The sequence below is a fragment of the Acetobacterium sp. K1/6 genome (assembly GCF_034438075.1).
GTDB lineage: Bacteria > Bacillota > Clostridia > Eubacteriales > Eubacteriaceae > Acetobacterium > Acetobacterium carbinolicum.
Genome location: NZ_JAXQGA010000005.1, coordinates 36,451 through 51,479, shown reverse-complemented (window position 1 = coordinate 51,479; position 15,029 = coordinate 36,451). Strand labels below are relative to the sequence as shown.

At 43.5% G+C, this 15,029-nt stretch carries 13 protein-coding genes and 1 pseudogene; 4 read left to right on the top strand and 10 right to left on the bottom strand.

What is annotated here, in order from left to right:
* Positions 1-148 precede the first annotated feature (148 nt).
* The 3 genes from U2P91_RS05745 to U2P91_RS05735 all read left to right on the top strand — a co-directional run bounded on the left by U2P91_RS05745 (position 149) and on the right by U2P91_RS05735 (position 4,426).
* Positions 149-727, top strand: a complete 579-nt coding sequence (locus tag U2P91_RS05745) for a PadR family transcriptional regulator (protein ID WP_111886827.1) — start codon at positions 149-151, stop codon at positions 725-727.
* Positions 727-1,275 carry a hypothetical protein gene (locus tag U2P91_RS05740; protein WP_111886826.1) on the top strand — a complete coding sequence of 183 codons (549 nt, stop codon included), beginning with the start codon at positions 727-729 and terminating at the stop codon, positions 1,273-1,275. Before U2P91_RS05745 ends, U2P91_RS05740 begins: the two co-directional genes overlap by 1 nt.
* A 175-nt stretch (positions 1,276-1,450) precedes the next feature.
* Entirely contained in the window at positions 1,451-4,426 is a 2,976-nt protein-coding gene (locus U2P91_RS05735; RefSeq protein ID WP_111886825.1) for a methyl-accepting chemotaxis protein, read from the top strand.
* 88 nt (positions 4,427-4,514) lie between these two features.
* On the opposite strand, the gene U2P91_RS05730 is transcribed toward U2P91_RS05735, so the two are convergent.
* The 5 genes from U2P91_RS05730 to U2P91_RS05710 form a co-directional block, all read right to left on the bottom strand.
* On the bottom strand, positions 4,515-4,973 hold the full coding sequence (locus U2P91_RS05730) for a chemotaxis protein CheX (protein ID WP_111886824.1): 459 nt from the start codon (positions 4,971-4,973) through the stop codon (positions 4,515-4,517).
* Positions 4,964-5,827, bottom strand: a complete 864-nt coding sequence (locus U2P91_RS05725; RefSeq protein WP_111886823.1) for a response regulator — start codon at positions 5,825-5,827, stop codon at positions 4,964-4,966. Before U2P91_RS05725 ends, U2P91_RS05730 begins: the two co-directional genes overlap by 10 nt.
* 137 nt (positions 5,828-5,964) lie before the next feature.
* The gene (locus tag U2P91_RS05720) at positions 5,965-7,269 is read right to left on the bottom strand and encodes a DEAD/DEAH box helicase (RefSeq protein WP_111886822.1); all 1,305 of its coding nucleotides are present in this window, start codon (positions 7,267-7,269) and stop codon (positions 5,965-5,967) included.
* 99 nt (positions 7,270-7,368) lie between these two features.
* Positions 7,369-7,527 carry a hypothetical protein gene (locus tag U2P91_RS05715; protein ID WP_204355458.1) on the bottom strand — a complete coding sequence of 53 codons (159 nt, stop codon included), beginning with the start codon at positions 7,525-7,527 and terminating at the stop codon, positions 7,369-7,371.
* Between the two features lie 144 nt (positions 7,528-7,671).
* The gene (locus U2P91_RS05710) at positions 7,672-7,869 is read right to left on the bottom strand and encodes a cold-shock protein (RefSeq protein ID WP_111886821.1); all 198 of its coding nucleotides are present in this window, start codon (positions 7,867-7,869) and stop codon (positions 7,672-7,674) included.
* A 385-nt stretch (positions 7,870-8,254) separates the two neighbouring features.
* Between U2P91_RS05710 and U2P91_RS05705 the strand changes: the two genes are divergently transcribed.
* Entirely contained in the window at positions 8,255-9,166 is a 912-nt protein-coding gene (locus U2P91_RS05705; protein WP_204355457.1) for an exopolyphosphatase, read from the top strand.
* A 32-nt stretch (positions 9,167-9,198) separates the two neighbouring features.
* Here the strand turns inward: U2P91_RS05705 and U2P91_RS05700 are convergent, their stop codons facing one another.
* The 5 genes and pseudogenes from U2P91_RS05700 to hypB all read right to left on the bottom strand — a co-directional run bounded on the left by U2P91_RS05700 (position 9,199) and on the right by hypB (position 14,874).
* Entirely contained in the window at positions 9,199-9,813 is a 615-nt protein-coding gene (locus U2P91_RS05700; protein ID WP_322519265.1) for a hypothetical protein, read from the bottom strand.
* Positions 9,814-10,035: 222 nt separating this feature from the next.
* Positions 10,036-10,806: an arylamine N-acetyltransferase family protein gene (locus U2P91_RS05695; protein WP_322519264.1), complete on the bottom strand. Its 771-nt coding sequence runs from the start codon at positions 10,804-10,806 to the stop codon at positions 10,036-10,038.
* Positions 10,807-10,932: 126 nt separating this feature from the next.
* Positions 10,933-11,213 (bottom strand): annotated as a pseudogene (locus U2P91_RS05690) (hydrogenase maturation nickel metallochaperone HypA).
* Between the two features lie 189 nt (positions 11,214-11,402).
* On the bottom strand, positions 11,403-14,177 hold the full coding sequence (locus U2P91_RS05685; RefSeq protein WP_322519263.1) for an FAD-dependent oxidoreductase: 2,775 nt from the start codon (positions 14,175-14,177) through the stop codon (positions 11,403-11,405).
* 13 nt (positions 14,178-14,190) lie between these two features.
* Positions 14,191-14,874, bottom strand: coding sequence for a hydrogenase nickel incorporation protein HypB (hypB, locus tag U2P91_RS05680; protein ID WP_322519262.1), 684 nt, complete (start codon positions 14,872-14,874; stop codon positions 14,191-14,193).
* Between the last annotated feature and the right edge of the window lie 155 nt (positions 14,875-15,029).

Genomic DNA, 15,029 nt, shown 5'->3' with positions numbered 1-15,029 from the left:
AAATGATTCTTTTTAATCAAGTCAAGGCAAATAAATTGCTTGTTGATGTTAATATTAAAACTAGCCAAGAAAATAAATGCATTTCTAACAAAAATCAGATAAAATAGAAGTGGATAACTATTTGACAAAAAACGAAAGGCTTAAACACATGAGAACTCTAAAATATGCCATCCTCGGCTTGATCAACCGGGAATCTATGACTGGCTACGATTTAATGAAAGTATTTAATATGGAACTGGTTAATTTTTGGTATGCCAAGCACAGCCAAATCTACCCGGAATTAAAAAAGCTCACCGACGAAAAGCTAATTACCTACGAAATACTACCCGAGGATGAAAAACTTCGCAAAAAAATTTATTCAATTACAGAAAAAGGCAGACAGGAATTTCACAACTGGATTTTACAGCAGGATTTACTGGAGCCTACTCCCAAGGATATTTTTCGGCTAAAAGCTTATTTTATCGAATCTCTGTCCAATGCCAAAATCCTGAACCACTTTCACTACCAACTGACCCAACGTCAGGAAAAACTGGAAAAGCTCCAGAACAACATGCAGATATTACTGGACTCTAAAGACATTTCAAAGATACAGAGTCCCGAATACGGCGACTATATTGTCCTTAAATCGGCCATCAAACGCGAAAAATCCTACATCGAATGGCTCAACGAATGCATTGAAGAAGTCACCACCAATACCCGAATTTTTGTCGACGAAAGGAGACCCTAATGAGCCCTATCTTCTGTCCTAAATGCGGCGGCATTAACACCAGCCCAGCGACCTTACCCTTATTGTTTTGCCGGGACTGCCAAGCCAAATTTGGCCACGATTACCATGAACTCGTAGCAGACACCCGCCAGATTATCTTTAATACCTATCAGAAGGCGATTGCCAGTCAAAATTTGACCTTTACAAAAACTGCCGCCGGAGCCACCATTGAGGGGCCCTTTCTGTGTTATTACCCGGATCTTCCGGAGATCTACATTGACCAGCTCCAGTGGCAACAATTACTTGAGGATTTCTATCAGCTTTATGTCTTGAACTGGAAAAGCAATTATCAGTCAGCAAACACCTCAGAGAATAGTGATACTGCTTTCGGCTGGGATTTAAAAATAATCATCGAGAACCAGGAACCCTTGATTTCTAAGGGTCAGGGACTCTATCCACCCTATTGGACAGCTCTAATGGATCTTTTTACCCGCATCGGTCTGCCCAATATCAGCAAGCCGCTGGGCCAGAATTTTTTACAGCTTCAAACTCAAATCCAGGCCCAGTAAAAAAACATTACCGTTTTAACTTTTTTTTACAAAAATTCACCTCCAGTTTTTCAGTAATAAAATAACGACTTTTTAGCAGCGATTTAACAATTATACCGTAGCGTTTCGGTTTAAAATGATTTAGAATGGGGTATAAAATGACCACTAATTAAAAAATTTAAAGGCGGAAATCACAATGAAGATTTTTAACAAGCACTCAATCGGTAATAAAATCACCTCAATGGTGATCATTTTTGTGGCCCTGGCCCTGTTGGTGATTGGCATCACTGTCACGGCATTAAGCATCAACACCGAAAATCAGCAAATTGAAGAACAAATGAATCTCCAGCTTAGTAATACTATTGGTGAGATTGAGCAGGTACTCAGTACTCACAGCAAAGCGGTGAGCAGTTTGAGCACCACTATCGGCGTCACTGGCACTCAGATGGCTCCCTCAGAGTATAACAAGCTCTTAACCCAATATGTTGAACTTACTGACGATACTTATGGTGTCGGAGTCTTTTATGACTACAATGCTTATCTACCTGAAATTAAATATTTCGGACCATACGCCTATCGGGAGAGCTCAAATATCGCCTACGCTGAAGCCTTGTTTAGTACTGATGATTATGATTATCCCAATCAGGAATGGTACATGGTAGGTAAAGACGCTGGTGGTAAAATTGCCTGGTCGTCACCATTTAAAGACGAAGCCTTGGGGATTTCGATGGTCACTGCTGCATCCGCTTTCTATGATACCAATCGTAATTTCAAAGGGGTGGTTACCGGCGATATCGATCTTTCCAGTCTTCAACAAATGGTCAGCAACATCAAAATCGGTGAAACCGGTCGCGCCTTTCTGGTGGACCGAACCGGCCTCTATATTGCTGATGCTGATGTTTCCAAGGCAATGGCCGTCAACTTGCTTGAAGATCCCAACCCAAGCTTGTCGACGCTGGGGGAAGCTATGCTCAGTGGTGAACCCGGTTCCGGGGTATTCCGTGATGATTCCGGCAAAAATAACATCTATTATGCCCCGATCCCTGCAACCGGCTGGACCCTTGCTATTATGGAGTCCCAAAGTGAACTCAATGCCCCGATAATGGCCCTGATCATCCAGTTAATCGGATTATTCTTATTAACCCTGATCGTGCTCAGCTTTATCATCGTTAAACAAGTCAAAGGGGTGGTCAATCCTATCGTTCTGATCACTGAGCTGTTTCGTAAGGCTGAATTGGGTGATTTTGACAGTGAAATTCCTGATGCAATCATCAACCGTGAAGATGAGCTGGGCAAGCTGGGACTTTCCTTCCAGAAACTATCGGAAAATATTCAGGAAAATATTGCCACCCTGGAACAGATTTCTCTGGGAAATCTTAATGTTGCCGTCGATGTCAAATCGGATAAGGATATTCAGTCTAAAAGTCTTATTGAAGTGGTTGATAATCTCAAAAACCTGGAAACAGAGGTAGAAATGTTAACTCAATCAGCCACCGATGGTCATTTATCTGTTCGAGGTGATGCCACCAAATTCCAGGGTAAGTACCGGGATATTGTGGTTGGTGTCAACAATACCCTTGATGCAGTGGTTGAGCCGCTAAACATGTCGGCGGACTATGTCAATAAGATCAGCCGGGGCGATATTCCCGAAAAAATAACCGCTACCTATCATGGGGACTTTAATACGATTAAAGAAAACCTTAACTCATGCATCGACAATATCAATGCCTTAGTATCTGATGTTGATATGTTAGCTCAAGCTGCTACCGAAGGCCAGTTAGAAATTCAGGCCGATGCCACCCGGCACAACGGTGATTTCAAAAAAATCATCGAAGGCTTTAACAATACGCTAAATTCCCTGTTAGCACCGATCAATGAGGCTCGACAGGTGATGACCAAGATGGCCGCTAATGACTATACCATTAGCATGGAAGGTCATTATAAAGGTAATATGAACGCATTTTCCGAGGAGATCAACCTGGTTCATTCCCGCCTTCTCAATGTTCAGGATGCTTTTATCCGTATTTCTCAAGGTGACACCAGTCGTTTGAGTGACTTTATCGCCATTGGCAAACGTTCCGACAACGATAAACTGATCCCATCGGTAATCGCCACCTTAACCACTATTGACAGTTTGATTGAGGAATCCCGTAATCTTGCTCAAGCTGGAATCAACGGCAACCTGACCGTTCGCAGCGATGCGTCAAAATTTGCTGGTGGTTACCGGGATATCGTCGATGGCTTTAACCAAACTCTGGATGCCATCGAGCAGCCCATCAATGAGGCCGCCGTCGTACTTGAACAAATGGCTGCTGGACAGCTAACCCACCACATGGAGGGGGATTACCTGGGTAGCTATGCAATTATTAAAAATTCATTAAATGATACCATGAACTCACTGAATGAAATTCTTGGAAATATCAATGACTCAGCTGATGAGGTCGCTTCCGGCGCCCGACAAGTCTCCTTCGGCAGTCAGGCTCTGGCCCAGGGTGCTACCGAGCAGGCCAGTTCAATGGAAGAGCTCAATGCCTCCATTGATGAGGTGGCGGTTCAAACCAAAGAAAATGCCATTAATGCCAATCAGGCCAATCAGTTGACTCTGACCGCTCAGCAAAATGCCGAAAACGGCAACACTCAGATGCAGCAAATGCTAAAATCGATGGAAGAAATCAATGCCTCCTCGGCAAAAATTTCAAATATTATCAAGGTCATCGATGACATTGCTTTCCAGACCAATATTCTGGCCTTGAATGCAGCAGTGGAAGCTGCCCGGGCCGGACAACAAGGCAAGGGTTTTGCGGTCGTCGCTGAAGAGGTCCGAACCCTGGCTGGACGCAGTGCCGAAGCAGCTAAGGAAACCACCGAACTGATTGAAGGATCTATTTCCAAAGTTTCCGAGGGCACTGTCATTGCCAATAATACTGCTGATTCACTCAACGAAATTGTGGATGGGGTTACCAAAGTCGCCGTCTTAGTCAGTAAAATTGATACCGCTTCTCATGAACAAACCGCTTCTATCAACCAAATTAATACCGGCATCGATCAAGTGTCTCAGGTTGTTCAAACCAATTCGGCCACTGCCGAAGAAAGTGCTGCCGCCAGCGAAGAGCTCTACAGTCAGGCGGAACTGCTCAAGAATATGGTTAGCAAATTTAAATTGACCAAATAAACCAAAAGCCACCCGTTTTAGACAATAAAAAAAAGAGCATGATCCCTGATAGGGGGATGCTCCTTTTTTATTACTTTAAAACTCTCATTTAATCGAGTGCCACATTGATTTCCAGTTTAATGCCATCGATATCAAATTCTACACACATGACTTGGTCTTTGCTCATACTAAGCTCAATACTTTCTCCCGTCAGCATCGTTGGTGGTGAAATATCTACAGTAACATTGTCATTGGAAAAATTAATCGCCGCATTGGCAGTTAACATATTGGAAAGCTCAGAAATTGCACTTTTTGCCATATCATCCAGTTCATCCACCGGCATCCCCATCATCATAATGGAAGCGATCTGCTTAGCACCTTCAGTATCAATAGCATAGGCTACATTTCCCTTTTTATCACCAACTATCCCCAAAGTTAGTACAATTCCACTGGCCACAATTTTTTTTGATTTCTCGCTTTGTTCTTTCAGGTCAATGTTAGCAAACCCCAATTGAGGCATCACATCCGTCACTGAAGCAATAAAAGGATTGATAATTGTTAAATCCATTCCACATCCCCCTTTTGAAAGCCAACATTCATAAAAACATCACCCATATCTGTTTTAATAACAAATGATTCGCTCATAATATCTCCAATCGAAATCGTGATATCTTTACCTCGGAATACTGTGGGTGGTGAAACTCGAAGACCAAAGGAACGATTAAGTCCATTTAAAAGCGAACAGGCATTACCAGCGATAACATTTGTGAATTCGCTTAGAAAATTAATCGCTTCGTCAATTTGCTGGCCTTCATCCTGAAGGATTTTTCGGGTCATGCTCAAGGCAGTATCTTCGGACATATCCATAATCAATCTTCCGTCATGCCGTCCAATTATCCCAATTGCCACAGAAATTCCTGAAGAATTTGTAGTCATCGGATGATCCTCAACCTTTTCAACTACGACTTCTCCACCAATCTCCCGCTTCAAAAAACTGAAAATTGATTCTTTAAACGCTTCTTCAAAATTGCTCTTTAAGACACCGTAAAGTTCTTCACCTTCAAAAAGTCGCTCAATTGCGGCGTCCAAATCCGTTTGATCTACCGGTTTTTGCAAGTAACCTTTGATACCAACTTTTCTAGCCAGCTGAATAATTTCTTCATCCATCATTGCGCTGATGGCAATAATTTTTGTATCATGCAGACATTTAAGAATTTCTTTTGAACACTCGATTCCATCACCATCAGGCAAGGTCATATCCATCGTAATCAGATCTGGTTTGATCTCTTGGGCTTTTTTTATTGCCTCGTTCATGTTAAGAGCCGTGGCAACGATCTCTATCCCATCTTTCTGAAGCATCCGTTTAAGAACTGCTATTGAAAAGGTTGAATCGTCTACTATCATCACTCTAATATTTTCCATAAATCCACCGCCTTTTTAATCGAATCGAAACTTTCCTATTTACTAATTCTAATGGTTATCACAAGCATTCGTCAAGTATTATTTACGGATATCTTCTGTAATAATTTTTACCCAGACGACTTCAAAATACACAAATTTTACAGATTATCTTTTCTCTTGTTTTTCGCATAAAAACGATCCCGATCTTTTTTCCCACCAGTTGACTTACCTGAACCGCTTCCGCTTCCGCGACGATTTCGGGGCGCTGTGGGCTGATGTGCTGCCAAACGACGGGAAGATGCTATTTTTTGTTCTGCTGGCACCTCCACCAAAGGAAAGGGATGAACCTCAACCACGGGAATTGATTTCAACACAAGTTTTTCAATGCCGTCCAGTAAGGGCATCTCTTCCTGATCACAAAATGCTATGGCTATGCCGCCAAAGCCAGCCCGACCCGTACGTCCGATCCGATGCACATATGTTTCCGGTACCTCCGGCAAATCATAATTAAAGACATGTGACAATTCATCAATATCGATTCCCCGGGCGGCAATGTCTGTTGCAACCAAGATCCGAGTTTTTCGTTCTTTAAAGTTATTCAGAGCCAATTGCCGCGCATTCTGAGATTTATTACCATGAATCGCCTGCGCTTTAAACCCGGAACGCTCCAGATGCTTAACAATTTTATCGGCCCCATGTTTAGTTCGGGAAAAAACCAGTGCAGAGACAATTTCCTTATTTTTAAGCAAATGAATGAGTAGATTGATTTTATTGTTTTTATTTACATAATACACATTTTGCTTAATTACTTCCACCGTTGATGAAACCGGAGTAATGGTTACCTTGGCCGGATTTCGGAGGATGGTGCCAGCCAGTTTGGCTATTTCCATCGGCATAGTTGCCGAGAACAGCATATTTTGACGCTCGGCCGGCATGTGCTTGATAATTTTTCGGACATCCTGAAGCATGCCCATATCCAACATCATGTCTGCTTCATCCAGTACAAAAGACTTGATTTGATTAAGACGTATGTATTTTTGGTTAATCAAATCCAGTAGCCGTCCCGGGGTTGCCACCAGAATATCAACACCAGCTGACAATGCCTTGGTTTGAGGGTTTTGAGATACACCTCCATAAATAACCAAGGTCCGCAAACCTAAAAATTTGCCATAAGCTTTAAATGAATCACTGATCTGTAGAGCCAGTTCTCGGGTAGGTGCCAGTATCAACGCTTTAATGGGTCGGTTTCCTTTGAGATTTCGCTGTTCGTATGAAAGCCCCTGTAAAATCGGGATAGCAAAGGCGGCAGTTTTGCCCGTTCCGGTTTGAGCACATCCCAGTAAATCCCGGCCTTCCAGTAAAGACGGAATGGCCTTCTCCTGAATTGGTGTAGCTTCTGTGTATCCTTCAGCTATTAAAGCCTTCAGAATCGGCTGTATAATATTTAAATTTTCAAATTGCAATAGTTTCTCCTTTATAATATAAGTGCAGAATGGGTTGAGATAGTTTACCAACCCATATCATAAATAAAGAACGCAGTCTGCGTTCCTTAGAAAATAGATTTATTTATCGAAAAATCCGCCTCGTTTTGTTGTTTTAAATGCTTTTCGATGACTTACCTTGTTTTGACTCGGTTTATCAGCTTTTATTCCCTGTTGTGCACTTAGCTTTTTCTTCGCGTCAATTATTTTTTTCATCGCTTCGATGTTGTTTGTTGACATAAAATCCCCTCCTTTTCCCCGTAAAACCTCAGTAACCCCTTGGGATTATCGTTCGCGATCAGGGATCGGTGCTGTCAATATTTTGTGACAGTATAAAAAAAAACTTATGCCGTTTTCAGGCATAAGTTTAAAATATCTGTGTTATTAGATAACTTGAATATTTTCGGCTTGTGGGCCTTTAGGTCCTTGAGTAATTTCAAAAGAAACTTCTTGGCCTTCTTCTAAAGATTTATAACCGCTTGATTGAATTTGTGAAAAATGTGCAAATACATCTTTACCATCTTCCCCTGTAATAAAACCAAAACCTTTTTCCGAGTTAAACCATTTCACTGTACCATTCATTGATGAGTACCTCCTAATTTTATTCCCTAAATCCTTGTAATACGGATAACAACTACATTTCTAAATTAGGATAATACTGTAAAGCATAGTACCAATTAAAAAATAATACTGTTAAATTCATTTACTATTAATTTAAGTTCTTACTTATAATAACACGTAACAATCAATAAAGCAAACATTTTAATAATTTTTTTTAAAAATATCTTAAACCCCTTAATTAAAGCCCCAATTGTTCCTTATTTTTTTTCATTGAAAAGATGGAAAATCTGCTTCTTAAATGGTACAATATAAAAACTGTTTCTAAATTCTTACTGACCTTAACAGCCCGAGGGGCTTTTAAACTTACGGTGGCATTTAGCTAGAATTTTTTCTTAGGAGGTTTCATATGCGTTTAGTTACTCGATCTGATTTTGACGGTTTAATCTGTGGTATGCTGTTAAAAGAAGCCGACATCATTGATGATTGGATTTTTGTTCATCCAAAAGACCTGCAGGACGGGCTCTTCTCCCCCACCGAAAATGATGTGCTGGCCAATGTTCCCTATGTGCCCGGTTGCGGGATGTGGTTTGATCACCATTCTTCAGAGAAAGAGCGAATGGGATGGCATCCTGGGGTGGCAGGCGTAAGCCGACTGGCACCTTCGGCTGCTCGAATTATTTATGAATATTATGGCAGTGCCGCAAAGTTTCCCAATTATGAGGAAATGATTTTTTCGGTGGATAAGGTGGACTCCGGGAAGCTTACCCGGGATGAAATCTTAAACCCCACTGGCTGGATCCTACTGGGCTTTATTTCTGACCCTCGTACCGGATTAGGTCGATTCCGGGATTTCCGAATCAGTAATTACCAATTAATGGAAGAACTGATCAATCTTTTTCGAAACTTGTCCATTGAAGATATTCTGGCCTTGCCGGACGTAAAAGAACGAATTGATCTTTACCACGATCAGGCCCGACGTTTTACTGAAATGGTAACAGCGCATACTCAAATTATTAATAATGTGATTGTTACCGATTTACGGGATGTGGATACCATTTATACTGGCAACCGTTTTATGATTTACAGCCTTTATCCCGATCAAAACGTATCACTCTGGATTGTTGACGGCAAGCAAAAACAAAATGTCTCCATTGCCTGCGGTTACAGCATCTTAAACCGAAGCTGCACTGCTGATATTGGCAAACTGATGCTCAAGTATGGGGGCGGCGGCCATCACATGGTCGGTACCTGTCAAATCCCGTATAACGATGCTGACACCATTATTGAAGAGATCATTGCGGCACTTAAAAGCAAATAAAAAAAACGCAACCGTCGCAGGTTGCGTTTTTTTTATTGCTCGGGACGAAATTCAAAGACCATGACCGTTCCCTGATAACCCAGAAAAGTAACATAGGCCACTGATCGATCTGGATTAAACCAGGCCATCACCGTATAGGAATTTTCAGCATCTTTTTTATTGTAAGCAGAATTTATTTCGGTACCGTCTACTCCACCTAAAATAGTCTTAACCTCTTCGTAGGTCATCCCTTCTTTAAGGGTGTTAACCTGATCCGCCGTAACATTGGCGTTGACAAGTCCGTCGAGATAGGTGTTATCCGGGACAAATAGTGATTTAAACACCACTACCTCCGCACCTTCTGTCTCTTCCGAACCATCCGCAGCTTCTGTGACCATTGTATTATAGCTCACTGTGACCCCATAGCCAGTGTTTTCATCGACATAGTTAAAGCCTTTCCCTTTGGCAGATCCTTCGACTTTCAAAGCTTTTTCAGCTTCCTCTCTAGGCATCCCCACTAGTATCTTATTGTATAAGTTTAAGGGATCTTTGCTGACCTCTTCTTTACCGCCCCCGAACATCATCAGTACAATGACGGCAAGAACAGCAATGCCGATTAACACCGCAATGCCGCCGATCAGAATCGGCTTCGAAATTTTTTTCTTCATTCACTCTTCTCCTGTTCTATTTCTCAATTTGTCTACAATGGCATTAACCGTCATAAAATCCTGCAAAAAAAAGAGTGGGCCTCGCAATGTCTCGACAATACCACTCTCAAAGTTGATTTTTACTGAGATTTTCACTGAATTCATTCTAAACAAAAGCTGTGGTTTTGTCAATTAAAAAGCAACAATCCTCAAATCGGTTTGTTGCTTTTTTATTGCCAGCTTTTAATTTAGCTTCACCCCAAAATAGCTTTTTAAGGCTTCTTTGATTGCGGCATCGCCGTTGATGGCTGTTTCGGTCAGCACCTCACCGTCAGCAATCTTTAAATTGCCATCAAAATAAGTGATCTTGCCGGTTTCTGTGACCAAAGCACACATCTGCGCCTGTCTGAAAAAGGACTCCGGGTAGGTGGCAGTGAAATGATTTGCAATCAGATAATCCGCCGGACAACAGGTTTCCCGGGTAAAAGCGTAGATGGGTTCAAAACCAGTGGCAGTTTTGAACTCTACTCGGTAACCGTAAACCGGGTCGGCCATCACCCGATGAATTCGGCCCAGATGCTCCTGCTCCAGACCTTCCTCAAATAAAAGCGGTGCAGCCAGACTGTTGCCGCCAAAACCTACATCACAGACCCATTTCTGGCCGTCAGCTTCTGCCAGCAACACCATATGGGTTTTTCCCGAGTTATCAAACCCGCCGTGGTAGACTCTGGCCAGATGCCGGGTGACTGGAAAACCCATCTCGGTCAGCACCGCCGCAAAGAGACTATTCATTTCAAAGCAGTAACCGCCGCGATGGTTTTTCACCATCTTCTCGAAAAGATCGTCAAGATCAAGAGAAATATTCTTCTTTTCAAAAACATCGAGGTTTTCAAAGGGAATGTTCATCACATGGCCAAGATGGAGTTGTTTCAGGGTTTCGGCGGAAACCTGGCTACCCCCGGTATAATGAATCCGCTTAAAATAGTCCTCCAGGTTAAATAATTTATCTGGCATACGTTCTCCTTTTTTTAGTTTCGTTTAAACTAACTCCAGTATACCAGAACGCCTGGAAAATTAAAGCTAAAACTGATTGCATTAAGAATAATTTTATTAAGCACTTAATTCCAATTGCCGCCTGTATCAATAGGCGACAACCTCCTTGATACTGAATTCCCGGCCGGAGATCAAACTGAAATCTTCACCCTGACAGTTTGGACAAATCTTGCGGTGGTCAACCACATTAAAAATTTTATGACAAGACTGGCACTCCCCGGTAGCACGATGATTTCAAGCTTTGTATCTTCATAGGGGGTTTCACTAACCGCCGCCGGATAACAGGCTTCCACAAAGTGGGGAATGGTCTGGGACAATTGTCCGATCTCCAGAATAATCGTGTCAACCCTGGTCAGATTGTTCTCCATGGCGAACGCGTCGACGATTTTAATCACTTCATAAACAATCCCGAGCTCATGCATGGCCTCACACCTCTTTTTCTCGTTTCTTTAGTTAAACTACAAACTTAGTACTTGTTTTATCATGTTGTCCGCATCGAAGCGGACAACAGATTAACAATTGGTCGGTACGATAGCGAAACACTGCGCTAGTTTTATTTATCGGGTTTCCGAAAATGGATTGACCTTATTGAGTGCAATTTTTGCTTTTCGGCCAATCGCTTTTTTAAGAACTGCTTTTTGCAGGTCGTCGATTTCATAACCCATCTCATCATAAACCCGTTCCAGTTGAATGGCCTCAAATTTGCATTTAAGGGTACAGGCACCGCATCCGACACATAAATACGCATCCACCTTGCTAGCCCCGCAGCTTAAGCATCGGGCCGTTTCTTTCTGGATTTGCGCTTCGGTTAACACCCCTCTTAAATCTTTAAAAGTTGTTTTTGACACCTTTCCATCAACATGCGAAATCCGCTGTCGCTCGGTGCCATCATAATCGATTCGCTCGTCCAGATTGTCCTTATCAAGCATGGTATAGGCATGATTATCCCGGCCAAAAACCAATGACTGACCTTTCTGGACAAAGCGATGAATCGAAACAGCGGCTTCTTTACCGGCGGCAATGGCATCAATGGCCAGCTTAGGTCCGCTGGCAACATCGCCTCCTGAAAAGATGTCATCTTTAGAAGATTGAAGCGTGACCGGATCGACTGCCACAGTGTTGCGACTGGTTAATAACACCGCTTCGTCGGCAAACAAATCGCCATAAGAATAGGTTTGTCCCACTGACAGGATCACATTGTCACAGGGCACAATCATCCGATCCGCTTCTTCAAATTGAGGATTGAAACGACCAGTGGCATCAAAGGTTGACAAGCAACGCTTAAACTCAACCCCGGTAACCTTGCCACTTTCTGTGACAACCCGAGTCGGTCCCCAGCCGTTATGAATGCCGATTTCCTCACTCAGCGCCTCGGCCACTTCCTCGGTATGAGCAGGCATATGATCCCGGGCTTCCAGACAATATAAATCGGTCTGGGCGACACTTTTTAGTCGAACTGAGCTACGGGCCACATCAATGGCCACATTTCCGCCGCCGATAACCACGACCTTGCCTTTGACGTTGGTTTCTTGGGCCAGGTTTGTTCGGCGCAGAAAATCCACGCCACTAAAAACGCCCTCGGCATTTTCGCCGTCAAGGCCAAGGGTTCGTCCCGCTTGAGCTCCGATGGCTACATAAAAAGCCTTAAAGCCCGAGTTTCGCAAGTCCTGGAAGGAAATATCCTGACCTATTTCCACACCGGTTACAAACTTGACCCCCATCTCGCGAATCACATCAATTTCTGCTGCTAAAACGTCTTTCTCCAACCGATAGGAAGGAATCCCCAGGGACAGCATCCCCCCAAGGCGACTTTCCTTTTCAAAAACCGTGACATCATATCCGTCAATGGCCAGATCATAAGCACAGGTTAGTCCTGACGGTCCCGAGCCGATGATGGCAATTTTTTTGTCACTGTAATCATGTCGTTTGACCGGCATGAAACGAGATGCCATTTCCAGATCCTTTTGGGCAATAAATTTTTTGATATCATCAACCGCCACCGCCTCGTCAATATCCCCCCGGGTACAGTCTTCTTCGCATAATCGCGGACAGATCCGGCCGCACACCGCTGGTAGCGGATTATGTTTCTTGATCAACTCCAGGGCCTCGGTATAGCGTCCCTGAGAGGCCAGTTTGATGTAGCCCTGAACCGGGATATGGGCTGGACATTTGGTGATGCAGGGGGCCGTTCCTGAATCAAGGGCATTTTTGCGGTTGATGCGGTAATCGCTGTTCCACTTATCTTCCAGCCATTCGGTATTACGGGGGGTCACCTTGGTTACCGTTTCGTCAATGGGCGTTTTGGAACATAGCTTCTGGCCGAGTCTGATGGCATTGGTCGGACAGACATCGACACATTCACCGCAGGCGACACATTTGCTTTCATCGACTACCGATTTATAATTCGACCGGACGATGTCAGTGTTCAAGTATTCGTTGGCCAACCGCATGGCATAGCAACCACAACCACAACAGTTGCAGATGGCATGGGTGTGACCTGGGGTATCCAGATTGGGGATTGAGTGCATCAGGCCATTGTCTTCCGCTTTTTTAATAAGCTCGAAGGCCTCTGCTCTGGTGATTTCCCGACCGCGACCGGTTTTGATATAATACTCAGCAGCATGGCCCAGTTGAATGCACATATCCTCTTTTAAGTGGCCACAACCTTCACCCATGGATTCGCGGGAGGTTCGGCAGGAGCAATCCGACACCGAAAAAATGCTGGCTTCATTTAAATGATGCGATACTTCTTCATAGGTCACTTTTTTGGAATTTCCATCAATCGACCGTTCGATCGGCAAAACCCGCATCGGACCGCTGCCAATCGGCATGATCCCAGCGGCCATAGGTCCTTTTTTGCCGCCAAAATAATAAAACGCTTCAGCGACTTCCGGATGTTTGGCGACTAATTCTTTGTTATTATTGATCATTTCCAGATGGCCAGGGACAAAAATATCCTGCCAATATAGATCTATCCCATCGACCGTATTGACAAACGCAACCCCGGCCCAGGCAATGTACGAAAGGGCGTCGGTGACCAGATCGAGCGGTTCCCCCGCTGCTTTGGCTACCGCTTCAGCACTCAGTTTTTTTCGAAATTCAAGGTACATGGCAATTTTGGCCTGATAAGCGTCAAGAATCGGCTCCAGGGCATAGTACTCCGGACCGAAGGGGATGACTTCCCGACTGGTTCCCGCTTTGGTACGACCGATTTTATTGGCCAGATCAACAATTTCCTGACGATAGGGTCGGTCATTGACATCCGCCCAGGTTAAGGCAAAATTAAAGCGTGTCGACTTATTAAAATTTGTCGGTTCTGTTTTTTTGTTCATCTTGATCTCCTCTTTAACTCACTAATTCTGGCTGATTCCAGTTATTAACTTCATTGCGTAGCCAGTTTGCCCATTCGTCAATACCTTCTCCGGTTTTGGCGGATATCGGAATGACGACCAGGTTGGGGTTGATCTTCTTAACCCGCTCCCGCAGAATATCCAGATCAAAATCGAAATGCTCCTGTACATCGATTTTATTGATCAGCAGCACATCCACCAATGAAAACATCAGCGGATATTTCAGCGGTTTATCATCCCCTTCCGGGACACTCAGAATCATCGCATTCTTAGAAGCACCGGTATCAAACTCGGCTGGACAAACCAGATTGCCGACATTTTCCAGCACTACCAGATCGGTCTCTCTGGTACCAATCCCCTCCAGACCCTGGCGGGTCATGCCGGCATCCAGATGGCACATCCCCCCGGTATGGAGCTGAATCACCCTGGTTCCCGTTTTCGCCACGGTGTGAGCATCTACATCTGAGTCAATATCGGCTTCCAGAATGGCAATGCTCAATTCTTCCTTTAGAGCTTCAATGGTTCGCAACAGGGTTGTTGTTTTTCCCGAACCTGGCGATGACATCAGATTCAGCAGAAAGGTCTGCTCCTTTTTTAATTCCTGACGAAGCAGATCAGCCTCCCGGTCGTTATTTTCATAAACGCTTTTTTTGATTTCCAGTACCTTATAAACTTCCATCTTTTTCTCGCTTTCCGCTTATGTAATTGTTTGCAGTTTCTTCATTAGCTTGATTATAAGCCATGTGAATAACTTTGACAACATTTTAACAGCGCATAAAAACACATCCCGTCAGCTGTTTTAACTTGGTATTAACAACTTATCGGGATGTGTTT